This window comes from Kurthia gibsonii, from assembly GCF_006539985.1.
GTDB classification, from domain to species: domain Bacteria; phylum Bacillota; class Bacilli; order Bacillales_A; family Planococcaceae; genus Kurthia; species Kurthia gibsonii.
This window is the reverse complement of sequence record NZ_BJOB01000014.1, coordinates 1-23,577: the sequence shown is the minus strand read 5'-3', so window position 1 is coordinate 23,577 and position 23,577 is coordinate 1. Positions and strand designations below refer to the sequence as shown.

The 23,577-nt window shown below is 35.3% G+C and carries 30 protein-coding genes, 1 riboswitch and 1 other annotated feature; of the genes, 12 read left to right on the top strand and 18 right to left on the bottom strand.

From position 1 onward, the window contains the following. Positions 1-907 precede the first annotated feature (907 nt). On the top strand, positions 908-1,294 hold the full coding sequence (locus KGI01_RS06290) for a DUF485 domain-containing protein (protein ID WP_141273983.1): 387 nt from the start codon (positions 908-910) through the stop codon (positions 1,292-1,294). An 8-nt stretch (positions 1,295-1,302) separates the two neighbouring features. Beyond that, complete coding sequence (locus tag KGI01_RS06285) at positions 1,303-2,847, top strand: solute symporter family protein (protein ID WP_141274014.1); 1,545 nt, start codon at positions 1,303-1,305, stop codon at positions 2,845-2,847. Positions 2,848-3,177: 330 nt separating this feature from the next. Here KGI01_RS06285 and KGI01_RS06280 read toward each other — a convergent pair whose 3' ends face one another. The 8 genes from KGI01_RS06280 to KGI01_RS06250 form a co-directional block, all read right to left on the bottom strand. Then, complete coding sequence (locus KGI01_RS06280; protein WP_141273982.1) at positions 3,178-3,378, bottom strand: cold-shock protein; 201 nt, start codon at positions 3,376-3,378, stop codon at positions 3,178-3,180. 174 nt (positions 3,379-3,552) lie between these two features. After that, the gene (locus KGI01_RS13835; RefSeq protein ID WP_170214747.1) at positions 3,553-3,690 is read right to left on the bottom strand and encodes a hypothetical protein; all 138 of its coding nucleotides are present in this window, start codon (positions 3,688-3,690) and stop codon (positions 3,553-3,555) included. Between the two features lie 112 nt (positions 3,691-3,802). Further along, positions 3,803-4,588 carry a tryptophan synthase subunit alpha gene (gene trpA / locus KGI01_RS06275; RefSeq protein ID WP_141273981.1) on the bottom strand — a complete coding sequence of 262 codons (786 nt, stop codon included), beginning with the start codon at positions 4,586-4,588 and terminating at the stop codon, positions 3,803-3,805. Further along, positions 4,581-5,780: a tryptophan synthase subunit beta gene (gene trpB / locus KGI01_RS06270; RefSeq protein WP_141273980.1), complete on the bottom strand. Its 1,200-nt coding sequence runs from the start codon at positions 5,778-5,780 to the stop codon at positions 4,581-4,583. Before trpB ends, trpA begins: the two co-directional genes overlap by 8 nt. Next, positions 5,781-6,398 carry a phosphoribosylanthranilate isomerase gene (locus tag KGI01_RS06265; protein WP_141273979.1) on the bottom strand — a complete coding sequence of 206 codons (618 nt, stop codon included), beginning with the start codon at positions 6,396-6,398 and terminating at the stop codon, positions 5,781-5,783. Further along, a complete protein-coding gene (gene trpC, locus KGI01_RS06260) occupies positions 6,398-7,180 on the bottom strand; it encodes an indole-3-glycerol phosphate synthase TrpC (protein ID WP_141273978.1) in 783 nt (260 codons plus the stop codon). Before trpC ends, KGI01_RS06265 begins: the two co-directional genes overlap by 1 nt. After that, the gene (gene trpD / locus KGI01_RS06255) at positions 7,177-8,202 is read right to left on the bottom strand and encodes an anthranilate phosphoribosyltransferase (RefSeq protein ID WP_141273977.1); all 1,026 of its coding nucleotides are present in this window, start codon (positions 8,200-8,202) and stop codon (positions 7,177-7,179) included. The genes trpC and trpD overlap by 4 nt, the downstream gene beginning before the upstream one ends. 75 nt (positions 8,203-8,277) lie before the next feature. Further along, positions 8,278-8,495: a binding site (T-box leader), on the bottom strand. A gap of 115 nt (positions 8,496-8,610) precedes the next feature. Continuing rightward, the gene (locus KGI01_RS06250; RefSeq protein WP_141273976.1) at positions 8,611-9,255 is read right to left on the bottom strand and encodes an alpha/beta hydrolase; all 645 of its coding nucleotides are present in this window, start codon (positions 9,253-9,255) and stop codon (positions 8,611-8,613) included. A 152-nt stretch (positions 9,256-9,407) separates the two neighbouring features. Here KGI01_RS06250 and KGI01_RS06245 point away from each other — a divergent pair, with 152 nt between their 5' ends. Next, positions 9,408-9,857: a hypothetical protein gene (locus KGI01_RS06245; protein WP_141273975.1), complete on the top strand. Its 450-nt coding sequence runs from the start codon at positions 9,408-9,410 to the stop codon at positions 9,855-9,857. Between the two features lie 136 nt (positions 9,858-9,993). Here the strand turns inward: KGI01_RS06245 and KGI01_RS06240 are convergent, their stop codons facing one another. The 6 genes from KGI01_RS06240 to KGI01_RS06220 all read right to left on the bottom strand — a co-directional run bounded on the left by KGI01_RS06240 (position 9,994) and on the right by KGI01_RS06220 (position 14,093). After that, the gene (locus KGI01_RS06240; RefSeq protein ID WP_141273974.1) at positions 9,994-10,467 is read right to left on the bottom strand and encodes a hypothetical protein; all 474 of its coding nucleotides are present in this window, start codon (positions 10,465-10,467) and stop codon (positions 9,994-9,996) included. Positions 10,468-10,520: 53 nt separating this feature from the next. Continuing rightward, positions 10,521-10,655, bottom strand: coding sequence for a hypothetical protein (locus KGI01_RS14060; protein WP_255314750.1), 135 nt, complete (start codon positions 10,653-10,655; stop codon positions 10,521-10,523). Between the two features lie 53 nt (positions 10,656-10,708). Then, positions 10,709-11,290 carry a TetR/AcrR family transcriptional regulator gene (locus KGI01_RS06235; RefSeq protein ID WP_141273973.1) on the bottom strand — a complete coding sequence of 194 codons (582 nt, stop codon included), beginning with the start codon at positions 11,288-11,290 and terminating at the stop codon, positions 10,709-10,711. 198 nt (positions 11,291-11,488) lie between these two features. Next, the gene (locus KGI01_RS06230; RefSeq protein WP_141273972.1) at positions 11,489-12,349 is read right to left on the bottom strand and encodes an anti-sigma-V factor RsiV; all 861 of its coding nucleotides are present in this window, start codon (positions 12,347-12,349) and stop codon (positions 11,489-11,491) included. 1 nt (position 12,350) lies between these two features. After that, a complete protein-coding gene (locus KGI01_RS06225) occupies positions 12,351-12,860 on the bottom strand; it encodes an RNA polymerase sigma factor SigV (RefSeq protein WP_087680805.1) in 510 nt (169 codons plus the stop codon). Positions 12,861-12,971: 111 nt separating this feature from the next. Continuing rightward, the gene (locus tag KGI01_RS06220; RefSeq protein ID WP_255314749.1) at positions 12,972-14,093 is read right to left on the bottom strand and encodes a sensor histidine kinase; all 1,122 of its coding nucleotides are present in this window, start codon (positions 14,091-14,093) and stop codon (positions 12,972-12,974) included. Between the two features lie 388 nt (positions 14,094-14,481). Between KGI01_RS06220 and KGI01_RS14055 the strand changes: the two genes are divergently transcribed. Further along, complete coding sequence (locus KGI01_RS14055; protein ID WP_255314748.1) at positions 14,482-14,604, top strand: hypothetical protein; 123 nt, start codon at positions 14,482-14,484, stop codon at positions 14,602-14,604. A gap of 221 nt (positions 14,605-14,825) precedes the next feature. On the opposite strand, the gene KGI01_RS06215 is transcribed toward KGI01_RS14055, so the two are convergent. Then, positions 14,826-15,284 (bottom strand): hypothetical protein, encoded by a 459-nt coding sequence (locus tag KGI01_RS06215; RefSeq protein ID WP_141273971.1) that lies wholly within the window; start codon positions 15,282-15,284, stop codon positions 14,826-14,828. Between the two features lie 99 nt (positions 15,285-15,383). After that, positions 15,384-15,481: riboswitch (TPP riboswitch) on the top strand. A 143-nt stretch (positions 15,482-15,624) separates the two neighbouring features. On the opposite strand from KGI01_RS06215, the gene thiM reads away from it, so the two are divergent. From thiM to KGI01_RS06180, 7 genes are all read left to right on the top strand, one after another. Beyond that, positions 15,625-16,380, top strand: a complete 756-nt coding sequence (gene thiM / locus KGI01_RS06210) for a hydroxyethylthiazole kinase (RefSeq protein ID WP_141273970.1) — start codon at positions 15,625-15,627, stop codon at positions 16,378-16,380. Further along, positions 16,380-17,204 carry a bifunctional hydroxymethylpyrimidine kinase/phosphomethylpyrimidine kinase gene (gene thiD / locus KGI01_RS06205; protein ID WP_141273969.1) on the top strand — a complete coding sequence of 275 codons (825 nt, stop codon included), beginning with the start codon at positions 16,380-16,382 and terminating at the stop codon, positions 17,202-17,204. The genes thiM and thiD overlap by 1 nt, the downstream gene beginning before the upstream one ends. A gap of 25 nt (positions 17,205-17,229) precedes the next feature. Continuing rightward, complete coding sequence (gene thiE / locus KGI01_RS06200; protein WP_218026241.1) at positions 17,230-17,844, top strand: thiamine phosphate synthase; 615 nt, start codon at positions 17,230-17,232, stop codon at positions 17,842-17,844. Positions 17,845-18,107: 263 nt separating this feature from the next. Next, on the top strand, positions 18,108-18,995 hold the full coding sequence (locus KGI01_RS06195) for a LysR family transcriptional regulator (RefSeq protein ID WP_141273967.1): 888 nt from the start codon (positions 18,108-18,110) through the stop codon (positions 18,993-18,995). A gap of 82 nt (positions 18,996-19,077) precedes the next feature. Continuing rightward, positions 19,078-19,455, top strand: a complete 378-nt coding sequence (locus tag KGI01_RS06190; protein ID WP_068453328.1) for a CidA/LrgA family protein — start codon at positions 19,078-19,080, stop codon at positions 19,453-19,455. Then, complete coding sequence (locus KGI01_RS06185) at positions 19,439-20,110, top strand: LrgB family protein (RefSeq protein WP_141273966.1); 672 nt, start codon at positions 19,439-19,441, stop codon at positions 20,108-20,110. Before KGI01_RS06190 ends, KGI01_RS06185 begins: the two co-directional genes overlap by 17 nt. 403 nt (positions 20,111-20,513) lie before the next feature. After that, positions 20,514-21,386, top strand: coding sequence for a pirin family protein (locus tag KGI01_RS06180; protein ID WP_141273965.1), 873 nt, complete (start codon positions 20,514-20,516; stop codon positions 21,384-21,386). 75 nt (positions 21,387-21,461) lie between these two features. Here the strand turns inward: KGI01_RS06180 and KGI01_RS06175 are convergent, their stop codons facing one another. Next, entirely contained in the window at positions 21,462-21,755 is a 294-nt protein-coding gene (locus tag KGI01_RS06175) for a hypothetical protein (protein WP_141273964.1), read from the bottom strand. A 67-nt stretch (positions 21,756-21,822) separates the two neighbouring features. Then, the gene (locus KGI01_RS06170; protein ID WP_141273963.1) at positions 21,823-22,236 is read right to left on the bottom strand and encodes a hypothetical protein; all 414 of its coding nucleotides are present in this window, start codon (positions 22,234-22,236) and stop codon (positions 21,823-21,825) included. 408 nt (positions 22,237-22,644) lie between these two features. On the opposite strand from KGI01_RS06170, the gene KGI01_RS06165 reads away from it, so the two are divergent. Further along, positions 22,645-23,406 carry an alpha/beta hydrolase gene (locus tag KGI01_RS06165; RefSeq protein ID WP_170214746.1) on the top strand — a complete coding sequence of 254 codons (762 nt, stop codon included), beginning with the start codon at positions 22,645-22,647 and terminating at the stop codon, positions 23,404-23,406. Positions 23,407-23,471: 65 nt separating this feature from the next. Here KGI01_RS06165 and KGI01_RS14250 read toward each other — a convergent pair. Further along, positions 23,472-23,577, bottom strand: a 106-nt coding sequence (locus KGI01_RS14250; protein WP_458859445.1) for an aggregation-promoting factor C-terminal-like domain-containing protein, incomplete at its 5' end; no start/stop codon positions are given.

The following is a 23,577-nucleotide window of genomic DNA, read 5'->3' as shown; positions in this document are numbered from 1 at the left end:
CTTTTACTAAATTCTAGTCTATTATATCATTAAAAAACTTTCCCAAATGTATATTTGGGAAAGTTTTTGTGTTTTAAAGCTCTTTTAACCTATTTCCCCGTAAAATGGTGCGTTAAATACAGTAAATCTATTGCATCCAAATGAACTCTGTTTTACTTATATGTGATGTTTTTCACATAGTGATTTACTTTTTCTAAAACCACTATCTAATTTAGCAAGTAGTATTACCTTTCATTTAACGAATGATTAGTAATTCGTTAAATGAATCATATTCCTAAAAAGTATACACAAAGAGCAACTCTAATATATGAAGTTGCGTTTAAAAGTAATCCACGCAACTTCATTTGAATATTCAGATAATTTATCGTGGAAGATAATAATTTTAAAATCAACATATATGGTAATAAATGTTTTATGGAAAATAGATAAAGGGTATGTAAAAAGAAAATAATTTTTCTTTTTACATCTATCGATTTAAAAAGTTACTTTTCCTTTAATTAGTAAATAAATCAAAAAAATATCATTTGTTGTTTTCGTTCTTTTATGTCTTTTACAATAAATAAAATACGTTCATTCGATTTTTTTATGCTTAGAACTATAAAAATCTCGTTAAAAACAATTTTTTCTCTGATTTTTTTCGTTTTTGATACAAAACAGGGAGTGATCGAAAAACTGTCATAAAACAGCTAAAATTCGCTTTTTCGACTAACAGACATCATAAAAACATCATATATTTTGAGATATTTTTCTCTTTAAATAGAATTTTAAGTACCTATTAAAGAAAATTTTTAATTTTTTAAAGAAAAAAGTGTTGCATTTTAAAACGCTTTCAAATAATATTAACTCAGAGCTAGGAAATAATTACCTTGCTCGCCAAAAAAACTATATAAAAAGGAGGCATACTTTTATGGATCAAAACTTAAACGGTTCTGATGTTCTAAATGTAAAAGCAACATCAACTGAAGTTGATAAAGCAGTTGAGTTAACAGAGCAAGAGTATGTGAAAATTTCAGAAAGCTCAGAATATCATGCGCTTGTGAAAAAGAAAAACAAATTCCTTGTTCCAATGACGATTTTCTTCTTAGTATTTTACTTCACGTTACCATTACTAACTTCGTTTACAAAAGTATTACACGCAAAAGCAATTGGAGATATCACTTGGGTATGGATTTTTGCTTTAGCGCAGTTCATAATGGTTTGGGCATTTGCTATGATTTATGTGAAAAAAGCAAACGCATTCGATAAAGACGCAGCAGTTATTATCGAAAAGGCTAAGGATGGTGGATACAAATGACAAGTGGCATGAGTGGAATTGGTATCGCGTTTTTCGTCGGTATCGTAGGGGTTACATTACTTGTAACATACTTTGCTTCTAAAAACACAAATTCAGCACAAGATTTCTACACAGCTGGTGGTGGATTAACAGGTTGGCAAAACGGGATTGCAATTGCTGGTGACTATCTATCAGCTGCTTCATTCCTAGGTATCGCAGGTGCGATCGCTTTAACAGGTTTCGACGGTTTCTTCTATTCATTAGGTTACTTAGTAGCTTATCTAGTTGTGCTTTATATTGTAGCTGAACCTTTACGTAACTTAGGTAAATATACTTTAGCAGATATGATTACAGCTCGTTTCAATCAAAAGAAAATTCGCGGAACTGCAGCAGTAAGTTCAATCGTTATCGTTTTATTCTACATGATTGCACAATTAGTAGGTGCAGGCGCTCTTATTCAATTATTATTAGGTATCGATTACAAATTTGCTGTATTAATCGTAGGTGTAATGATGACAATCTACGTATTATGGGGCGGTATGGGTGCCACTTCTTGGGTACAAATTATTAAAGCCGTTCTATTAATGTTAGGTACTGTTATTATCTCGGTATTAGTTCTTGTGAAGTTCAACTTCAATATCTTAGAAATGTTCTCTTATGTAAAAACACATCAACCACATGGTGAAGCATACTTAAATGCAGGTGTAAAATATACAAATGGTATTGACACAATGTCAATGATGATCGCACTTGTACTTGGTACAGCAGGTCTTCCACATATTTTAATGCGTTTCTTCACTGTAAAAGATGCAAAAACTGCACGTAGCTCAGTTGTTACAGCAACTTGGATTGTAGGTATCTTCTATATCTTAACAATCTTCTTAGGTTTCGGTGCTGCAGCATTCGTAGGTACTGATGCAATCTTAGCTGCTAACCCAGCTGGTAACATGGCCGCACCACTGTTAGCGGAAGTATTAGGTGGCGACATTCTAATGTCCTTCATTTGCGCGGTAGCGTTCGCAACAATCTTAGCCGTAGTAGCAGGTCTTGTATTATCAGGAGCTTCTGCATTCGGACATGATATTTATGGTCAAATCATTAAAAAAGGTAAAGTAACTGAAAGACAACAAATGTTAGCTGCTCGTTGGGCTTCATTAGGAGTATCAGCATTCTCAATCCTTTTAGCACTTGGTGCACAATCATTAAACGTAGCATTCTTAGTATCGCTTGCATTCTGTATCGCCGCTTCTGCGAACTTACCAGTAATTATTTACACAATTTACTACAAAAAGTTCAATACAACAGGTGCGATGGCAGCAATGTTAACAGGTTTAATCACTGCATTAGTTCTTGTAGCAGTAAGTCCGAATATCTGGAATCCTGAAGGTACTGCAATTCTTACAGGTACACCTTTATTCCCTCTTACTAACCCAGCAATCGTATCAGTTCCACTTGGTTTCTTGGCAGGTTGGATTGGTTCATTAGTTGGCGCGAAAGCAGACGCGAAGAAATACGCTGAAGTTGAAGTACGTGCAAACACTGGTATCGGTTCTTCTGGTTCAGTTGATCACTAATTCAACGCAAAAAAGGAATCTCCTCGGAGGTTCCTTTTTTAATATACGAAAATGATTTATCTACCATACACAGGATTACTAATTGGTTACATCAATGAAACGTATAACGATTCCCTACCGAACATGACCTTGTCTCCTACTACAAGCAAGATACAAAGCTCTCTTGATTTTACTTCAACTGTTAAAATAGACTGTAAATATACAACCGCATTTCATTTAAAGATCTATAATGATTATTTTCGCTTTATTGTGTAGCATTTTAATAAAAGAAAACACAAAAAAAAAGGAAACTGCCGAAGCAATTTCCTTTTTGATTGTAACTCGTTAAAATTAAAATTTTACGATGTTTACTGCTTGTGGTCCGCGTTGGCCGTCTTCGATTTCGAATTCAACTTTTTGACCTTCGTCTAAAGATTTGAAACCTTCGCCTTGGATTGCTGAGAAGTGAGCGAATACGTCAGAACCGCCTTCAACTTCGATGAAACCGAAACCTTTTTCTGCGTTAAACCATTTTACTGTACCTTGTGTCATTTAAATGACCTCCAATTAAGTTATTAATACATAAGCTTTTAAAAAACAAAAAATTCACATATTACAAAAAGTACCGAACAAACACGATTACTCTTTGTAACATGCGAATTCATCTCTAATAAGAACTATTTGATTAATCTTATTATATAACACTTATTACGGTTTGTAAAGCATTTACTGAAAGTTAATTATACCAAAGTTTTTTCTAATATCCATTCCATCTTGAATTGCAATTTGATTCGTAGAAAATAATGGAATGGTCGGTTTGATTAAACGTGCACGCTTAACCGCATCTAATCGAATCTCTGTCACGCGATACCCTTTCTTTTGATAATCGCGAATTGTATGTAAATTATCATTTTTGCATACTTCGAAGTCCCTTTAATAGAAAAAGAACCGCATGACTGCGATTCTCTCCTTTTATCTATGAATTTGTTTCGACTGGTTCTTTTTGAAAGAATTGCTCAATTGTATCATAATCTTTACGGTGCAATGCGTCAACAATCGCACTTCCTACAATCACACCATCAATTCCTTCACTCATTTTCTCTGCTGTTTGTCGATTCGAAATACCGAACCCTGCAAGGACAGGTAAAGATACCAACGATTTAATCTCTTTTAGGTGTTGCATAACATGATCTTGGAAATCTCTTTGTTCCCCTGTCGTTCCATTGACAGTTACCGCATAAATAAATCCTTCTGCTGCTTCCGCAATTTCTTGAATACGCGCTTTAGAACTTGTTAATGATACAAGCTGTACAAGTGCGATATCCGTTCCTTCTAAGAATGGCTGAATTATGTCGCATTCTTCCAGTGGCATATCAGGAATGATTAACCCTTTTACCTTCGCTTTTGTAGCTGCCTTCACAAAATCTTGTAAACCAAAATGAACAAGCGGATTTAAATATGTCATCAAAATAACTGGTGTTTGCACATCTTCTTTTATTTCTTCTAGCATCGCTAAAATAGTACGTAAATTCGTTCCTTCTGCTAAAGCACGCAATCCTGCTTTTTCGATAACAGGCCCATCTGCAACAGGGTCCGAAAAAGGAATCCCTACTTCAATAGCAGTTGCACCCAGTTGTTGTAGATAGCGAATCGTTTCTTTCGTGTGCGTTAGTCCCTCGTCTCCTGCCATAATGTAAGGAATGAATGCTTTTTCACCTTGTTCATTTTTTTGTTCAATTACTTGTTGTAATGTTTTAGTCATGTACTCGTCCTCCTAATGCATCACGTACTTGTGCAACATCTTTATCGCCACGGCCTGATAAGCAAATCACCATGATTTCATTTTTTGTCATCTCTTTCGCTAACTTACTTGCAAAGGAAATCGCATGCGATGTTTCTAAAGCAGGAATGATTCCTTCGATTTTCGATAATAGTTTAAAACCTTCTAATGCATCTTCATCAGTAGCAGATTTATATTCAACGCGTCCAATATCATGTAAATAACAATGCTCTGGTCCAACACCTGGATAATCTAAACCAGCTGATATCGAAATTGCTTCTTGTACCATCCCGTGATCATCTTGTAGTAAATACATATAAGAGCCGTGTAAGACACCTTCTTTTAAATCAGCAAATGCAGCTGCATGTTCCCCAGTTGCAATACCATGACCTGCAGCTTCTACACCATATAAACGAACATTCTCATCTTCTACAAAAGGTGTGAACATACCAATCGCATTACTTCCCCCGCCAACACATGCGACAACTGCGTCTGGTAGGCGTTGTTCTTTTTCTAAAATTTGACGACGTGTTTCGTCACCAATAATACGCTGGAAATCGCGTACAATCGTTGGGAACGGATGTGGTCCGAGTGCCGAGCCTAAAATATAATGTGTGTCTTCTACATTTGTAACCCAGTAGCGCATCGCCTCGTTACATGCATCTTTTAATGTAGCAGAACCTGAATCAACTGGTTGAACTGTCGCGCCAAGTAACTCCATACGAAATACATTTAATTCTTGTCTTTTGACATCTTCTCGCCCCATAAATATTACACATTCCATATCGAACAATGCACAAACCGTGGCAGTTGCTACACCATGTTGTCCTGCACCTGTTTCAGCAACAACTTTTTTCTTCCCCATACGTTTTGCGAGTAAGACTTGCCCTAGTGCATTATTGATTTTATGTGCGCCGGTATGATTTAAATCTTCGCGCTTAAAGTAGATTTTTGGTCCACCTAGATGTTCTGATAATCGCTTTGCAAAATAAAGTGGATTTTCACGACCTACATAGTTGTGTAAGTAATCTTGTAGTTCTTCTTGGAAGCTCGGGTCTTGTCTTGCTTCTTCATATGCTTGTTCTAATTCATTTAAAGCTGTCATTAATGTTTCGGGTACAAATTGACCACCGAATTTACCAAAACGCCCTTTTTTCTCTGTTGTTGTTACCATTTATACCACTCCGTTTCTTGTTTGATTCATAAATGCGCGCATACGCATTTCATCTTTTTGTCCGTCTATTTCAACACCACTTGATACATCAATTCCGTAAGGTTCTACTTGTTCAATCGCACGTCCTACATTCTCAGGGCTTAATCCACCTGCTAGGATGATGTTTTGTCGATTGATTTTCGTATTTTCTAATAATGTCCAATCAAACGTATTACCACTACCACCTTCATATTCAATGCCAGGTGCATCGAATAGATAGTAATCGACGTTATATTGTGCTGCTTTTTGTACATCTTCTTTTGTTCGGACTGAAATGGCTTTAATAGTCGTATATGGTTTTAAAGCTTCAACGACTTGTTGGGGTTCTTGACCATGTAATTGAATCACGTCTAGAGGCACTTCTTTTGCAATGTGTAACATATTCTCCACTGTTTCATTGACGAATACTCCCACTTTTTGAATGGGTTCAGGAATCGACTGAGCTAAAACTTTTGCTTGTTCAACGGTTACTTGGCGTTTACTCTTCGCGAATACAAATCCGATATAATCCACTTGTTCTTCAACAGCTACTTGAATATGCTCTTTTTTAGTTAATCCACAAATCTTCACGCGTACCATTAATAAACACCTTCTTTTTGAACTTGAAAACTTCGAAGTGTTGATTCAACATCTTCTGCGCGCATCAATGTTTCACCAACTAGGATGGCATCTGCACCGTCTTTTGACACAAGTTCTGCATCAGCAATAGTTTGAATACCACTTTCGCTAATAAATACATGTTGATCCATTTCATTACGTGCTGCGGCAATCGTTTTTGTATGTTCTAAGTCCACTTCAAATGTTTTTAAATTTCGATTATTAACTCCGATGATTTTTGCACCGATTCTTTTAGCAATCGCATATTCTTCTAAATCATGTACTTCGACCAGAACTTCTAATTGTAATGATGTTGCATAATCATGTAGTTTTTTTAATCGCTTTTCAGGAAGAGCCGCCACAATAAGTAGAATAACGGATGCACCTGCTGTTCTTGCATCTTCAATTTGTACCTCATGTAAGATGAAATCCTTTCGTAGAACAGGTATCGTCACTTCATTTGCGACAGCTTCTAAATCAGCTAATGAACCTTTGAAAAAATGCTCATCTGTCAGTACCGAGATACATGCTGCTCCCGCACGCTCATATTTTTTCGCTTGCTCAACAGGATTGATATGCGATTGAATCATTCCTTTAGAAGGTGATGCTCTTTTAATTTCTGCGATGACTTGTAAATGAGGTGTTTGAAGCAGTTGATTATATAAAGAATAGACCGGTTTGTCTGTTCCTACTTTCTTTTCCGTGCGTAATCGCTTTTGAATTTCAATCTCTTTTTGTTGTAAGATTTTATCTAAAATCGTCATTTCGTCATCTCCAGTCGTTGATGGTACTGTCGAACTGCTTGTAATTTTTCATATGCTTTTCCTTGTTCAATCGCTTGGTTTGCACGATGAATTCCTTCTTGAATCGTCTGTACTTTACCAGCTGCATATAAACCAAGTCCCGCATTAAAAAGTACTGCATCATAATAAGCATCCTTTTTACCAAGTAACAATTGTTCTAATATTCTGGCATTTTCAACTGGCGTACCACCTTTAATTGCTTCGAGTGGATACTCGGGTAAGCCAATTTCTTGTGCGGTAATGGTAAACGAAATAATTTCGCCCTCATCGAGTAAGGCGCATGTCGTTTCGCCGCAAAGTGAGGCTTCATCCATTCCTTGTTCACCACTAACGACTAATGCACGTTTTCTTCCTAACTTCTTTAAAACTTCTGCATAGGGAATGACAAAATCAGGACGATTAATGCCTGTTAGTTGATACGTTAAATCAACAGGATTCACAAGAGGACCCACTAGATTAAAAATTGTAGGTGTTCCTAATTGACTTCGAATTTGTCCAATTCGCTTTAATTTTGGGTGCGCAGCAGGTGCGAAAATAAAAGCTAATTTCTCTTGTTTTAATAAAGGACTTACTTTTGACAAGTCCATCGTAGCTGGAATGCCTAGTTCTTCTAATAAGTCTGTACTGCCAGAAGCACTCGATACTTTTCGATTACCATGTTTTGCGATTGGAACATCACAAGCAGCTAAGACAAAAGCGGCTGTTGTACTGATATTAAAACTTTTTAAACCATCGCCACCCGTTCCACAGTTATCTAAATAAGCTAGTGACTGTACACCTTGAACTTCATTTGCATGTTCTTTCATCGTTTTAGCGAGAGCAGCGAGTTCTTGTGCTGTCTCTCCTTTTTTAGCTAGTGCTACTAAGAACGACATAATCTCTTGTTCGGGTGTTTGTTCATCCAACATCTTATGTGCTGCAATCGTCATTTCTTGATTTGTTAAGTGTTCTCTCTGTTCCACTTTTTCAATGAATGCTTTCATACACTTCTCCACTCTCCTCAACTCAACTTTACTTTTGAAAGAAATAAAAAAAGTCCCCATGAAGGAAAAAACCTTCATGAGGACGATATTATTCGCGGTGCCACCTCAATTTCAGATTGCTAAACAATCTGATCTCGACATCCGTAACGAGGATGATTCGTTATCTACTACTACAAAATGGTTCATAGATACTCTCATAAGTCCATTCATATAGCGACTAGATCAGTTTTCACCAACCACTGATTCTCTATAACTAGCTTAACTATACTACTACTCTTACTCTTCAATTTCTCGGCTCTGCTATTTTGATGAGACTGACACTGCTCTCAGTGCCTTCTGCTCATATACGTTCAAAAGTATTGCTTACATCTTATTCCATAGAAAATAGAATGTCAAGTGATTCATTTATTAAGATATATGTTGTTTTAAGAAACGAATAATTTCACGTTGTACTTCAGGTGTAACACCGTGACCGTCTTCAAATGCCATAAATGTTACATTAGCTTGTTGGTCTTTATAGAAGTCGCGTGCTTCTTCACCCCATTGATATGGTAGTACATAGTCCATCTTACCATGTGAAATAAAGACTGGTAGCGATACAACGCTACGTTTACTATATTCTTCTTTGACATGTCCTGGTAAATAACCACTTAATGCGATGGCTCCAGCTAAGCGTTCTACTCCTAAAACAAATGGTAATGTTTCAGCTAATGCTGCACCTTGGCTAAAACCGAGTACGAAAACTTTTGTTGCATCAATTGAATACGTTTGAATGGCTTCTTCAATAAATGCTTGAATATGTAAGACGATTTTATCGAAAATTTGACGATCTGGTTTGCCGAAATCTTCATCAATGAAGAACGCATAACCAGGTGCTTGTGTAATTGGTCCACGCAAGCTGAAAATATGGTATTCATCTTGAAGTTCTGTTAATAAGCCTGGTAAATCCTTCTCGTTACTTCCCATACCATGTAACAAGAAAACGGCTGGATATAACTTTCCTGCTTCTTGTTCTTTTGGTGCAGTGTGTTCAAATGTAAATGGCGATTTCATCTATAAATCTTCCTTTCAAAACGAATTACTTGTATCATAGCATATCGCTCGATTCCACGTAAATCCATTATGCACCAGACACAAAATACCGTATTAAGTGCAAACTTTTTGCTTGGTTCATGCGTCTAATGTATAAAGGAGGGACTCTTGTGGTGAGAAGATGGTTTTCAAAGCGAAAAAAACAGCAGCGTATGGTTGAGCAGATATTACAAAATAATCGTCACATGCTATATAAAATTCTCTATTTGTATGTAGGTGATGAGCAGACAGCACTTTCTATTTTAGAACAGAGCCAGACAGCTTGTTTGAATGCGCACTGGTCAATTGAACAACCCGACTTGTTGTTTAGAAAGATTATGCAAAAGCATATCGAGTATGCGATGAAAGCTGCACCACTTCCAGCAACCCAAGAGCCATATCGTGCAATTGCTTATTTATATTTTGGCGCACAGTTACATGACGAATTGTTAAGTCGCTTACTGCATTGCGATGAAGATGCACTACAACAAATGATTTTACAAGTGATGGTCAATGCAGAGGGTAAACCACAAAAGATCCAACAAGCTTATGAACATATTCAAGTACCAGCAAATCTTACATAGCAAAAACAAGCTGGGATATCGGTGTAAAAAACACCATCCCACATCATATAAGCATAAGAAAAACTAGAATCGCGCTTTGGTGCGATTCTAGTTTTTCTTTGTGAACTCTTAGTGAGATATTTTGTCTCAGCTTGTTTTATTTTTCTTTCGCATTAAATGCATCTACTAAACGCTGAATCGCTTCATGTTGTGAGAACATCATTGGGTAGCCTTGCCACTTCACAAGTAAATGTTCATTCATTAAAAAGTCATTCAACCGATCATTCGGTAACTTCTTTTTCAATTGTAGCAGTTCTACTACGTAAAGTGTTTTACCCTTTACTTTATAACTCACAATAAAGCGTGGCTCTTTCTCAAAATAATTATGGTCTGTTCGTTCATACTTTTCAATATGAACAAGTGGTGTAGACTCAATAAAAGGTGTTGCTTCTTTCCCTTTAAAAGTCATGCTTTTTTCACCATTTGAAATCGTTACCTCATCTACTTGTTGTACGTGATTCAGAATATCTTCTGTGGCTCTTTGTTGTTTTTGATTCTGATTGTACATATTCCAAGCAGCAATTCCAATAACAACAAGTATCGAGATAAAGATCATCCATCTTCTTTTCATTCTATCTACTCCTATATGTAACACATCTTTTACGATTGTATCACATCTAGTCGTTATTCAACATGCACACGTTTTACAAAGAATGTTGAGATGAAGCCAATTAACGCAATTCCAGCAATATAATGGAATACATGGTTTGTTCCAGCTGCAATCATCTCTGTTGGTGCTGATTGTGGATTTTCAGACATGAAGATTTTTTGACCCTGTACCATTAAAGTAATCGCAACTGCTGTTCCAGCTACTATTTTTGTAATAATAAAGGTAACATTTTTACGATATCTTGAAGTGGTTGATTTGATTTTTTAGTGAGGCTAAGTGTTACTGCCCCCTCAATCAACGCATTCAATGTACTGCTAATTAAACGAGCTTGTTCTTTTGAATAATCAGATGCTACTAGTTTTTCAATATAAATTTCTTCAAAACGTTCAAAAACAGCTTCACATTTTAAACGAAGACGTTCATTCACTAATGCTGTTTCGGCAGCCATCAATCCAATTGGCAATGAATCTGCACAAAGCGGTATATTTTCAACCACTGCAAATTTATCTGCAATTTTTAAAATATGTGCTTGAAAAGCTTTTAATGGCTCTACTTCGTTTTGTGTGTCTTCTAAAATATTTGCGGCAACCATCGCACCGAATCGTTCGATTGCTTCGCTCGCTAACTGTTCTTTACCATTTGGGAAGTGGTAATAGAGCGAACCTTTTGGCGCACCGCTCTCTTTAATAATCTGATTTAATCCTGTTGCATGATAACCATTCATATGAAAAAGACGCGTAGCTGTTTGTAAAATTCGTTCACGTGATTGATTTTTACTTGTCATCGTAAGGCACCTCGAAATTATAGTGATTGGTCTAATTAATGATATTAAATACTTTTTAAATGATTGTCAATGTGCTTTTCTTTAGTACGTTTTTTTAATTTTTATATATAGACTAGAGAGGTTTATTTATATTTAAAATAAATATGTAATATAAAAACCTATCACTTGTTTTAAGAAGTGATAGGTTTGCGTTTGAATTTATCGAATATATTGGTTTGATACAAGTAATGATTGAATAGCTTTTGTTGGAATAACAAATTTCACTGGTCCCATACTACCTGGAGCTACTTCATATTCGTTGAATGAAATAACTAATTCATGTTTCTTGTTAATATAGAACGATTGATTTGCTTGAATTTGATCAAAACCATCTGTTGATTCTGAGTTCATCCCTTTAATAAAATAGACTTTTTCGCCTTTGCTATCAGCCATTTGTTTTTTCATTTGTTGCTTAATTTCATCTGAAATCACTTGAACATAGTCTTTATTTTTAAATAGTGACGGTAATGTAATCACTTGTTTTAATGTAGGATCTACTACATCATACTGTAATGTTGTTGCACTACTTGCTTCTGTCTCCGTTGTTTCACGTTCAATTACAAGTAATTGTTTTGTATCTTGTAATACACGATAATCACTTGTTACACTCGCATGTCCTTCACCTTTTAATGCTTTCATACGTTGTTCAAACTTTGTATATTGCTCTTTTGCTTCTTTTTCATATTTTTCATTCAATGTTTGTTCAACGTCTTTATTTTCTAAGTCTCGTACTTTTGGTGTTTTAATGTCTGCTGCATACTGTTCATCTTCATATTGGAACGTCATCGCTTGGAACACATGACCAACGACAGGCATTCCTCCCATCGCACGTGCAACTGATGCATTAGTATTTAATGTAACGAATAAAGCAATAATAGCTGCTGCAATTGCTGCACTCATCCAATACGGACGATAGTTTTTCTTCTTTGTCCCTAATTCTTTTCTCACCATTTGTTGTAGTTCTGGTGGAATCGGTGTATTTTTATAAGCTGTTCGCTCTTTTTTTAATTTTGGATTCATATTAGAATTCCTCCTCCGTTTTTAAATCAGCACGTAATAGGCGTAATGCCTTATATAAACGTGTTTTAATCGTATTTGTATTTTCTTCTAAAATAAAAGCAATGTCTTCAATTTTTAAGTCTTCAAAGAATCGTAAAATTACAACTTCACGATAAATCGTCGGTAAGTCGTCAAGCGCGTGCTCTAAATCAACATTTTCATAAGCATCATGAAAATTTCTTTGATTCGCTTGTAATTGTTCATCTTCCATCACTTGAACTCGTTTATGTTTTCTTAAAAAATCGAGTGATGTATGTACAACAATTTTATAAAACCAACTTTTTAATTTTTCTTTTTCGATTAGCTTTTCATAAGACTGCATTGCTTTTTGGATACTATCTTGTACGACGTCCAATGCATCTTGCTCATTTTTTGTATAACTATAAGCAAGGCGATAAAAATCGTTTTGATAGCGTTCGATTAATTGGATCAGCTGATCATCGTAGTGTAGCTTTTTACGCGTAAATTTCATGCTAAGGGCTCCTTCTATGTTTGTATACGTGTAATAGACGTATGTCCTTCTATAAAAAGTTTGCATTTAATATAAAAAAATGAGGTACGCTTTTCTGCGCCCCTCATTTCTTTATATTTCCTGATACACAATAACAAAAGGTACAATGATTGTAACCGTTGTTCCTTTGTTTTGTTCAAACTTCACTGTACCATTGACGAATTGAATCCGTTCTTGGATGCCTTTAATTCCATTCCCCTGCTCACCTTGCTCTTGATTATAACCAATACCATCATCTGAAATCGTCATACGAATTTCTTTATCTGTTTGTTCAATACGAATCGTACATTTTTTTGCTTGACTATGACGCACGATATTATTAACGACTTCTTTTAAACACATACTTAATGTATTTTCTAAAATGAGTGGTACTTCTTCAAGTTTTAATTTTCCTTTAACTTTTAAATCGATATTAGCAATTTCTAAAATCTGTTGGACATGCAATAATTCATCTTCAATTTTTATTTTTTTCATATCGGATACCATTTCACGCACTTCTTTTAATGCCATACTTGCCGTTTTACGAATATCTGATAGCTCATTTTTCGCTTGTTCTTGATTTTTATCAACTAAACGAATCGCTAAATCGAGTTTAAGACCAATCATTGATAATTTCTGTCCAAGTGTATCATGTAAGTCACGTGCAATTCGTTGTCTTTCTTCTACAACACTTAATTCAGAAATACGATTCTCTGCTGATTTCAACTTATTTTCTAAGCGGTCACTCTGTGTACGGCTGAATAAATAGAATGGTGCTAAAATCGTACCGAACACGATGACAACCATGAATGGAATTTGCTGAATATAAATAGCCGTTTCAATGAAAAAGCCACCAATAATCGCACCAACTGTTGCCGCAATGTGTAAGCCATACATAATATAAAAGCCGACTTTACTACGAATACGTCCAATTAAAAATGACGTAAAAATAGAAAAATAAAAATAGCCATATAAAATCGACATAACGGCATTTATAATCATCTCAAATGATAGCCACATATACGTCAAACCACTTGGTAGTTTGAAATCTAAATACACACAAATCAAATATGTAATCAGAATGGCTGCTGCAATGCTTTGCGTCGTATGATCTTGATTTTTAAATACGGAATAAAATGGAATAAAGCAAATAAATACCCATGCTAAAATACTTTGAATGGGATGTTTCGGTATAATAGAATACCATTTTGACACACGCGTTCAACTCCTTAATTCTCTGTCTATCATATAACAAAATACTGTTTCAAGCTAGAAACATCTTGTTTTCTGTAGTTTCCTTTTACAATATCGTGTACTATTAAAATGACGACGTAAATTTCATTTATTGGAGGCATCAAGTGATGTTAATTCAACTTTTTATTTTAGGGATTTTATCTGAAAATAATTACCATCCCTACTTTATCAAAAAGCTCTTCACAAATATTGTTGATATTGATCCAAGTTTTAAATTAAGTGATGGAAAACTTTATTATCATTTCGACTCGTTAGAAAAAAAGGATATATTAAAAAAATCGAAGTCATTCATACAGAAAATCGTCCTGAAAAATCCGTTTATGCCATTACAGATGCTGGACGTGCGTATATGGTAGAACTCATTTATAAAACATTCAACTTGATTAATTTAGCAGATGTACAAAGTCTCTATATTCCTATTTTATTTTTAAAGTATGCTGATTTAAAACGTGTAATTGGTCTATTAGATTAGGCAATCGAGCGTGAGAGTAAGCGAGTCGAGTCGATTCAATTATTGAAGCTGGTTCACATCCTTCTGTAAAAGATGTTGATTATATTCAATTAATTATCCGACATGCAAATCGACAATTTAACGAAAACTTAAAATGGCTACAAGATATTCGTGAGGCAATTGCAGAACATATTTAAGCACACAAAAAAGACTTAGGCACTGGGCCCAAGTCTTTTTGTTATTTAATCTGTCACTTTACTCCGGAATAAACTTCCTAACGAAAAAGCAATTGTATGAATGATTAAAAAGACAGATTCATTAAAATACCAATCATTTGTATAACTATTAAACGGTGAACGACCGTAAATAATCGATTTCGGATCATTCCATGTTCCACCAAAAACTTCAATTTGGCTTGTTACATATTGATATTCTGTACCGCCTGCTAAAATAAAAATCACGACCATAATAAGAAGTGCTGATGCCAGCTTACCTTTTGTTGCTGTTTCAAAAAAAGATACGCCAACGCTCCACGTAATAAACAGACTGACACACAGGAAAGGCACTAATAAAACAATTAAAAAGAAAGCGGGATTTAAGTTTCCAACTTTTTCAGTAGGGCCCAACGTAAAATAATAATTGATGACCACGAAACCTAAAAAACTAATCCCTAAAGAAATATACCACGATAGATTTTTCACACAATTTCCCTCCATACTTGTTCTCATTATACAAGACAACCTATTTTTACTAAAGCGGAACCTTGCAAAATGATCTAAATATGGTATGCTCTAACCATACTAGATTTGCGGGGGGACTCTTAGGAGTTGAGAAGGTAAAACCTGACCCTTTGAACCTGTCAGTTAATACTGGCGTAGGGAGCAGCTGTTTTTCGCATGTAATGCTGTTCTACGATTAATTCGTTGAGCAGCTTTTTTATTTTTATAGTGAAAAAGCAGAAACCCGTCCTCTAGTTTAGTGAAACTGAGTATGAGAAGCTTCATGAATTTGCTTTTCATTCATCAATGGAGGTAACTAAAAATGAGTATCCAATCAATTCATTCAACGAAACCAATTGTCCACTGTATTACGAATTATGTCGTAACAAACTTTACTGCAAATGGACTTTTAGCAGTAGGTGCATCGCCCATCATGGCGGATGAAATACAAGAAATGCATGATATTATTCAAATCTCAAATGGATTATTAATTAATATCGGTACGTTAAATACACGCACAGTCGATGCGATGATATTAGCTGGACAAGCTGCAAATAAAAAAGGGATTCCAGTCGTTTTAGATCCTGTAGGCATCGGTGCTTCTAAATATCGTAAACAAACAGTTGAACAACTATTACAACATGTACAATTTACAGCCATTCGCTGTAATGCTGGTGAGTTAGCGGCTCTTGCGGAAATTAAAGTCGCCTCTCGTGGTGTCGATGCAGGTGAGGTGTCTTTTGAAATTGAAGAAGCAGCTAAACAAGTCGCAACACGCTACAAAACGATTGTTGCTGTAAGTGGTGTAGAAGATTTAATCACAGATGGCACGACGGTTCACATAATAAACGGCGGACATGCATGGATGGAACAAATTACAGGAGCTGGTTGCTTATTATCTGCCCTAACAGCTGCTTCAATCGCATCACATACAGACGCACTACAAAGTGTTATCACAATTCACAAAGACTATAAACAAGTCGCAGAAACTGCACATCATCACAGCAATGGTATTGGCGATTTTCAAATGCACATCCTAAACCAACTACAACAAATGAGTTTTGGAGGGATTAAATAATGTTACCGATTACACTGACGATTGCCGGATCTGATTCAGGTGGCGGTGCCGGTATTCAAGCTGATTTAAAAACATTTCAAGAATTGAAAACATTCGGTACATCTGTTTTAACAGCTGTTACAGCACAAAATACGTATGGCGTGCAAGCTGTTCATGCGTTACCCGAAGATTTTATTGTGGAACAATTACAGTCGATTCAAACCGATTTTAACGTGAATACACTAAAAACAGGGATGCTTTTTTCAGCTTCAATCATTAAAGTTGTTTCGAAGCAATTAGAAAATATACAAGCACCTATTATTGTCGATCCCGTCATGATTGCAAAAGGTGGTGCTACACTACTGCAACAAGAAGCGGTTGATGCGATGATTACTCACCTATTCCCACTAGCGACTGTTCTCACACCGAATATTCCAGAAGCAGAGACACTGACAGACATGAAAATTCAAACTTATGATGATGTTGAACAGGTAGCTAAAAAATTACTCGCTATGGGACCTGAAGTCATTGTGATGAAAGGTGGACATTTTGCACCTGAACAACAAGCTGCGATTGACCATATTTTCTTTAAAAATGGCGATAAACTATCCCTTTCTACTCCGCGTGTTCAAACGAAAGACACTCATGGTACAGGATGTACGTATTCAGCAGCACTAACTGCCTTCTTAGCAAAAGGTCTACCAATGAAAGAAGCACTTATTGAAGCGAAGCGATTTATCCATGCGGCTATTTCACATGGTTTAGGTATTGGGCATGGCCATGGTCCGACGAATCATTTCGCTTATAACACAAAAGCAAAAGTGGAGGTCGAGATAATTGAATAAACAATTACTTGAAACGTATTTTATTATGGGAAGTCAAGACGTTGTAGGTGATCCACTCTTTGTATTAGAAGCTGCATTACAAAATGGGATTACTTTATTTCAGTGGCGAGAAAAAGGTGAACAATGTTTAACAGGTGACGCTTATGTTCAATTTGCAAAAGACTGCCAAACCCTTTGTAAACGTTATGACGTTCCCTTTATCGTAAATGATGATGTTGAATTGGCAATCAGACTCGATGCAGACGGGATTCATGTTGGACAAGATGATGTCGATGCAAAGAAAGTACGTGAACAACTACCGCATAAAATACTCGGTGTTTCTGTTCATACACAAGATGAATTACAACAAGCAATACAGGACGGTGCTGACTATGTTGGAATCGGCCCTATTTTTTCAACACAATCTAAAAAAGATGCAAAAAAGCCTGCTGGTACAACATTTTTAACAGAAGCCGCACAATCTACTCCTACGCTACCGATTGTCGCAATCGGTGGTATTCAACCAGAGCATGTTTACGATTTACGTCAAGCTGGCGCTGATGGTGTATCGATTATTTCTGCCATTTCAAAAGCAGAAAATCCTGGCGAAGCGACACAGGCTTTTCGTAAAGAAAATGAACGCTTTTTACAACAACTTTAATACTTATGTAAACAGAATGGGACAAAGCATTTCAGCTCCTTCTCAGCGTTTATAATAAAAAACTGGAACCATAACTACAGTGTGATTCCAGTTTTTCTTATGGTCATGTAGGATGGTGTTTTTTACACTTATGTCTCAGCCTGTTTCTTTTTCATACAAAAGGCTTAAATAAAATATTTTTACAGAAGATTTAGAGCATTTCATTATTTTTTCTATACAAAATGTTACAATAAATGTATTCTAATGCATTTGGAGGCTTACATATGGACGTTAGACAATTAATTTATTTTACAGAAGTAGCAAGACAACAAAGCTTTACAAAAGCTGCTGCTTCTCTACATGTAACACAACCAACTCTCAGTAAAGTTGTGAAGCTACTTGAAACAGAATTGAATACGACTTTAATTGATCGTTCCCAACGAAAAAGCGTACTAACAGATGCAGGCGAATTAGTTTACGAGCGAGCACTCAAAATTATTCAAATGGTCAATGAAGTACATCTCGTATTAGAGGACTTAGAAGATTTAAAAAAAGGACATATTAAACTCGGTATGCCACCGCTTATTGGCATTTTATTTTTCCCAGAAATGATGAAAGCTTTTCAAAAAATCTATCCTGAAATTACGATTACACTAGATGAAGTAGGTGCAAATGTCGTAAAAGAGCGTGTATTTGATGGTGATTTAGATGGTGGATTTGTTATGTTACCTGCACATGAAGAGGATTATGACTTACTTCCCTTCACTACAGAACAAGTACAGCTTATTGTTCATCAGGATCATCCTCTCGCTGCAAAAGAGAATGTATCAATGCTCGATTTAAAAAATGAAAAAATGCTGTTATTTAGTGACGACTTCACCATTCATGACCGTATTATCGAAGAATGTGAAAAAGCAGGATTCATGCCAGATGTTGCATTTATTAGTTCGCAGTGGGATTTCATTAGCCAAATGGTCGAACATAATCTAGGTGTAGCTCTTTTCCCAGAATCCATCGCCGCAAAAGCGAATGCTGATATCATTAAAACGATTCCCGTATATCCTGTCATTCCTTGGGAAATTTCATTCATTACGAAAAAAGGACGCTATTGTTCACACGCTATGAAAAAGTTTATCGAATTTATTAAAGATAATTATTCCAAAATGGAATAGAAAATATAAAAATATTTAATTTTACGAATGGTTAAAACAGGTGTACAATTTGATATAGACTTATTAGATAGAAGGAAACTATATGAAAATTATACAAATTTGTGTGCAAATTTTAATCATCACAACTTTTTTACTCATAGGGAATGCAATACATTCGTATGCACACTTACCAATTCCGGGAAGCGTCATCGGTCTTGTACTTCTCTTTTTGGCACTGTACCTCCGTATTATTCCATTAAAATTGGTAGATGTTGGAGCGAAATTATTAACTGCCGAACTACTTTTATTTTTTATCCCTTCAGCAGTGGGAATCATGAATTACCCTGACTTATTCGGTATAGTGGGTATAAAACTTATTATTATTATTTTTATAAGTACAGTTTTTGTCATGATGGGTACAGGCGTGACAGCTCACTTTCTTTCCAGAAAGAAGGTGCAAACTGATGATTTCAAGTCTTAGTCTTGGTATCGTTTTAACTTTATTCATTTATATGCTCAGTAAAATGCTCGCAAAGCGTTATCCATATCTTTGGCTTTCACCTCTTATTATCTGTCCTGTTACGCTCGTACTATTTTTAAGTGTGTTTCATGTTAACTATACGACATACGCGCGTGGCGCACACTATATTAGTTTATTATTAGGTCCTGCAACAGTGGCTTTTGCAGTTCCTATTTATAAAAATCGCGCGTTAATTAAACAATATGCTACTGCTATTCTTGGTAGCCTCGTTATTGGGGTAATCATTGCTTTCACATCATCTTATTTTTTAGCAAAATCATTAAATTTTTCAAGTCAGATGGTTCATAGTATGATGCCACGCTCAATTACAACACCGATTGCCATGGATCTTTCTACCATGCTAGGTGGACAACCCAATCTAACAGCAATTTTCGTTATTGTCACTGGATTAGCTGGTAGCATTGTTGGGCCGCTAGTTATTCGATTCATGCGAATTCGCAGTGCTTCTGCTCGGGGGTTATTACTCGGTATGGGTGCGCATGGTTGTGGCACATCAACTGCTTTTTCCATTGGTGAATTGGAAGGATCTTTCGCTTCTGTTGCGATGATTTTAGCAGCGCTTGTTAGTATTATTTTATCCATCTTTTTCTTTTAAAACTAATATCCAATAAGAAAGAAGTCGCCCTAATATCCAAGGCGACTTCTTTCTTATTGATATATATTAATTTTTCAACAAGATTCTCAATTCATTCTTCTTGAATGATTTTTCAAGTAAATTATATTGATTTCCGAAGTATCAACAAAAAGTCGCACGATTAATCCTCACTTTTTTGTTATTTGGTCAAACTTAACTTCTTCTAACATTTGTAGATACTTTCATTCTTTATACGTCTCTATTTCTATTTTCTTCAGACTAATGATGTAATTTGTAGCTTATATGACACATCTGAAGTTTTGTTGCTAGGTTATTTAATCAATTCAAACTATAATAAATTAAACAATGGCTATTCAAATAAAAAGTAGAAATAGCACTACTTTATATCGAAAGAAGGAATTTCATGACACAAACATCACGCTTCATACGAGAAATAAAAGACTTTTGGTATCCTACTTATAATCAAAATGGTTACCCGCATGTACAACAAGCTTTTCTTTTACCACCTGAAAGACAAACAGAATTTGATCCCTTTATTTTATTAGCTGAAGATTGGTTTAAACGTGGCGTATTCGGTGATCATCCACATCGTGGTTTTCAAACCGTAACGTATGTAGTAGATGGACGTTTAGAGCATATCGATAATGCTGGCGGATACAGTATATTAGATGCTGGTGACATACAGTACATGAATGCGGGATGGGCAGCACGTCACGCTGAAGAGGCTTATGAAGATGATTTAATTCACACTTTACAGCTTTGGTTGAATTTACCCAAGGCTTTAAAAAATACCGAAACAAGCTATCAAAATATCCGTTTAGAAGATGCACCAGTTGTTGCCATCGAAAAAGGCTTCATTCGAATTTATTCTGGTGAGTTTTTAGGTGTAAAAGGTCCCATGAATAGTTTAGTTCCGATTACAATGACCGAAATTACGTTATATGAAGGAGCTGAATATACCCATATTCTCCCAGAAAACCATAATGCTTTTCTTTATATGTTAGCTGGTGAGATGACTTTTGGTGAGTCATCTACTTCTCTTAACAAAACAGGTGTTGCAACGATTTCTTATAATGAAGATATAAATGCTTCAAAAGAAAGTGAATTAAAAATAACAGCGAAAACACGTGCAAAGGTACTGATTTATTCAGGTGTACCTATTCGTGAACAAGTGGCATTAGGTGGTCCTTTTGTGATGAATACACGCGCAGAGATTATGGAAGCTTTTCAAGACTTACAGCGTGGCGTATTTGGTCCACCTGCTATTAAAAAATAATCGTTTGAATCAGAAAAAGAGCAGAAAGGCATATGCCTTTCTGCTCTAAATTTTCGTTCTGTATTTATTATTTCTCTACTTATTCTTTTTGCGTTGATCGGCATGTGTTTCTTGTTTACGATTTCGATCATTTTTATGCTCAATTGCAGTAGCTTGTAACTCAATATAGAGTGAGATGACGACAATGGCAATAACCGAAATGATGACAATGATTTGGAACCAAAACGGCCAATCAAAACCTAGAATATACAATGTTGCTGAAATAATAAAGAAAAAGTAAGCGATAATTCGTGCTTTTTGTCTCCACCAAATCTGTAGTACAACAAATACTAGAAATAATATGAGCGCAATCACTTTTACATATTCCATATCAACACCTCACATTCATCATACCATGTTTTAATACAGGAAGCTAAAATTTTAAAATTGATACATACTATGCAAAATATGAATTGGCTTTTAAATATGAAAATGACTCAGCAAATGACTTTCTCAGTTCATCTCGCATAGAACCGTTTGTTGTTTTAACAATTTGTCCAAAAATTTTATACTGTGTTAATTCTGGATCTTTTAACTTTACGATATCTGTAGACATTACATGAATTAGTGCTTTTTCATTTTTTTCACGGATTTCTTTAATTAATTCAATTGCTGGCATTGTTTCAACTAAATCTAAGCTGATGTAATATAACTCTGCTTGATCTGACCCTAAAAAGCGTATAATGCTTGACGGCTTTCTTGTTGTCAAATTAAATTCTGCATTGATACCTTTTACTTTAGCAAATTTAAATAATGTACTATGTACTAATTCAATATATGAGTAATCTTCTTCACAAATTATTACTTTCATATTACTTTCCCCCAAAGCGATGTTAAATCGTGCTTTCTCTATATACAATCTATATCATAATATCGTTAATATTATCACTAAGATGGTATTTCTTTCAACAAAATTCGACAAATTAATCTTTTATTTTTTATTTTTTATTTTTTACATTATATTACACTTTTTTAACAATAAAGGTTATAAAAAGTTATTTTATAATTATTTACGTTTATAAAGAAAGAAAATCTAACCATTTATTTTATAAGATAAAAGTTAAAAAACTCTTGTTTTTATAGGTGTTTTTTTTATTTTTCAATAATTTTTAATTACCATAATGCAACTTTATATTAAAAATACATTTTTCGACAATTCCATTTCGTTAATAATTCTCTTTTTTGGGGTATAATAATGAAAAGAGGAGGGATTATTCGTATGACTGAATCAACAAAAATTCATGCACAACCTTTCGAAAAGACCGGGAAAGATGTAGGCATCTTTTTAATTCATGATTTTGGTGGCTCCCCTGCACATTTATATCCAATCGCCACTGCTTTTGCAGATGCGGGTTATTCTGTTAAACTTCCTCGCTTACTTGGACATGATACGTCTCCAGAGGAATTAAATCAAGTAAATTATACGGAAATTTTAACATCTCTTGAACTAGAATTTGAACCATTCTTTGAAGAAATGGAATACATTATTTTACTCGGCTTCGCAACAGGTGGCGCACTTGCTCAACAACTTGCTACAAAATATGAAGTTGAAGGACTTATTTTAATCAACTCTCTCTTCCAACCACCTTTAAAATTAATGGAGGATGCTGAAACAGCTTTAAAACGAGATGTTGACTATGTTCCACGTGGTACAGTAGATGTTAAAAATGAACGTGCTGAGCATGCACTTTATGCTAAATATCCAACACGACTCATTTTAGAATTAAAAGAAGTAAGTGAAAAAATTCAAGAACAAGCTAATCTCATTACAACACCCGTCTTAGTATTACAGTCTATTGAAGATCATGTATATCCACCTTCGAATGCAGATCACCTTGTGAACGCTTTTAACTCACGTGAGAAGCATTTAATTATGTTATATGATAGTTATCACTACGCTGTAATTGATTATGATCAACAACGCATTTTTAAACAGTGTTTATATTTCGTGAAGGGATTGGACCCTACACGCGAAGATTAAATAGTATGTAACACAAAATGAGAAGTGGCTAAAAGCCATTTCTCATTTTTTCTATGGAATTTGAATTAGTACCAGCCGTTTGAAACCCAGAATTGTTTTGCTTTTTCCCATGAACCATAACGTTGTTTTACATAGTTATCCGCTACACGTTCTTGGTTAGCTGCTGAATAG

Excerpts from the sequence above, each read along its gene's own strand:
- KGI01_RS06290 (WP_141273983.1), top strand. The coding sequence starts at position 908 with ATGGATCAAAACTTAAACGGTTCTGATGTTCTAAATGTAAAAGCAACA.
- KGI01_RS06285 (WP_141274014.1), top strand. The coding sequence starts at position 1,303 with ATGAGTGGAATTGGTATCGCGTTTTTCGTCGGTATCGTAGGGGTTACA.
- KGI01_RS06280 (WP_141273982.1), bottom strand. The coding sequence starts at position 3,378 with ATGACACAAGGTACAGTAAAATGGTTTAACGCAGAAAAAGGTTTCGGT.
- trpA (WP_141273981.1), bottom strand. The coding sequence starts at position 4,588 with ATGACTAAAACATTACAACAAGTAATTGAACAAAAAAATGAACAAGGT.
- trpB (WP_141273980.1), bottom strand. The coding sequence starts at position 5,780 with ATGGTAACAACAACAGAGAAAAAAGGGCGTTTTGGTAAATTCGGTGGT.
- KGI01_RS06265 (WP_141273979.1), bottom strand. The coding sequence starts at position 6,398 with ATGGTACGCGTGAAGATTTGTGGATTAACTAAAAAAGAGCATATTCAA.
- trpC (WP_141273978.1), bottom strand. The coding sequence starts at position 7,180 with ATGACGATTTTAGATAAAATCTTACAACAAAAAGAGATTGAAATTCAA.
- trpD (WP_141273977.1), bottom strand. The coding sequence starts at position 8,202 with ATGAAAGCATTCATTGAAAAAGTGGAACAGAGAGAACACTTAACAAAT.
- KGI01_RS06250 (WP_141273976.1), bottom strand. The coding sequence starts at position 9,255 with ATGAAATCGCCATTTACATTTGAACACACTGCACCAAAAGAACAAGAA.
- KGI01_RS06240 (WP_141273974.1), bottom strand. The coding sequence starts at position 10,467 with ATGAAAAGAAGATGGATGATCTTTATCTCGATACTTGTTGTTATTGGA.
- KGI01_RS14060 (WP_255314750.1), bottom strand. The coding sequence starts at position 10,655 with ATGTCTGAAAATCCACAATCAGCACCAACAGAGATGATTGCAGCTGGA.
- KGI01_RS06235 (WP_141273973.1), bottom strand. The coding sequence starts at position 11,290 with ATGACAAGTAAAAATCAATCACGTGAACGAATTTTACAAACAGCTACG.
- KGI01_RS06230 (WP_141273972.1), bottom strand. The coding sequence starts at position 12,349 with ATGAATCCAAAATTAAAAAAAGAGCGAACAGCTTATAAAAATACACCG.
- KGI01_RS06225 (WP_087680805.1), bottom strand. The coding sequence starts at position 12,860 with ATGAAATTTACGCGTAAAAAGCTACACTACGATGATCAGCTGATCCAA.
- KGI01_RS14055 (WP_255314748.1), top strand. The coding sequence starts at position 14,482 with ATGGTAGAACTCATTTATAAAACATTCAACTTGATTAATTTAGCAGAT.
- thiM (WP_141273970.1), top strand. The coding sequence starts at position 15,625 with ATGAGTATCCAATCAATTCATTCAACGAAACCAATTGTCCACTGTATT.
- thiD (WP_141273969.1), top strand. The coding sequence starts at position 16,380 with ATGTTACCGATTACACTGACGATTGCCGGATCTGATTCAGGTGGCGGT.
- thiE (WP_218026241.1), top strand. The coding sequence starts at position 17,230 with ATGGGAAGTCAAGACGTTGTAGGTGATCCACTCTTTGTATTAGAAGCT.
- KGI01_RS06195 (WP_141273967.1), top strand. The coding sequence starts at position 18,108 with ATGGACGTTAGACAATTAATTTATTTTACAGAAGTAGCAAGACAACAA.
- KGI01_RS06190 (WP_068453328.1), top strand. The coding sequence starts at position 19,078 with ATGAAAATTATACAAATTTGTGTGCAAATTTTAATCATCACAACTTTT.
- KGI01_RS06185 (WP_141273966.1), top strand. The coding sequence starts at position 19,439 with ATGATTTCAAGTCTTAGTCTTGGTATCGTTTTAACTTTATTCATTTAT.
- KGI01_RS06180 (WP_141273965.1), top strand. The coding sequence starts at position 20,514 with ATGACACAAACATCACGCTTCATACGAGAAATAAAAGACTTTTGGTAT.
- KGI01_RS06175 (WP_141273964.1), bottom strand. The coding sequence starts at position 21,755 with ATGGAATATGTAAAAGTGATTGCGCTCATATTATTTCTAGTATTTGTT.
- KGI01_RS06170 (WP_141273963.1), bottom strand. The coding sequence starts at position 22,236 with ATGAAAGTAATAATTTGTGAAGAAGATTACTCATATATTGAATTAGTA.
- KGI01_RS06165 (WP_170214746.1), top strand. The coding sequence starts at position 22,645 with ATGACTGAATCAACAAAAATTCATGCACAACCTTTCGAAAAGACCGGG.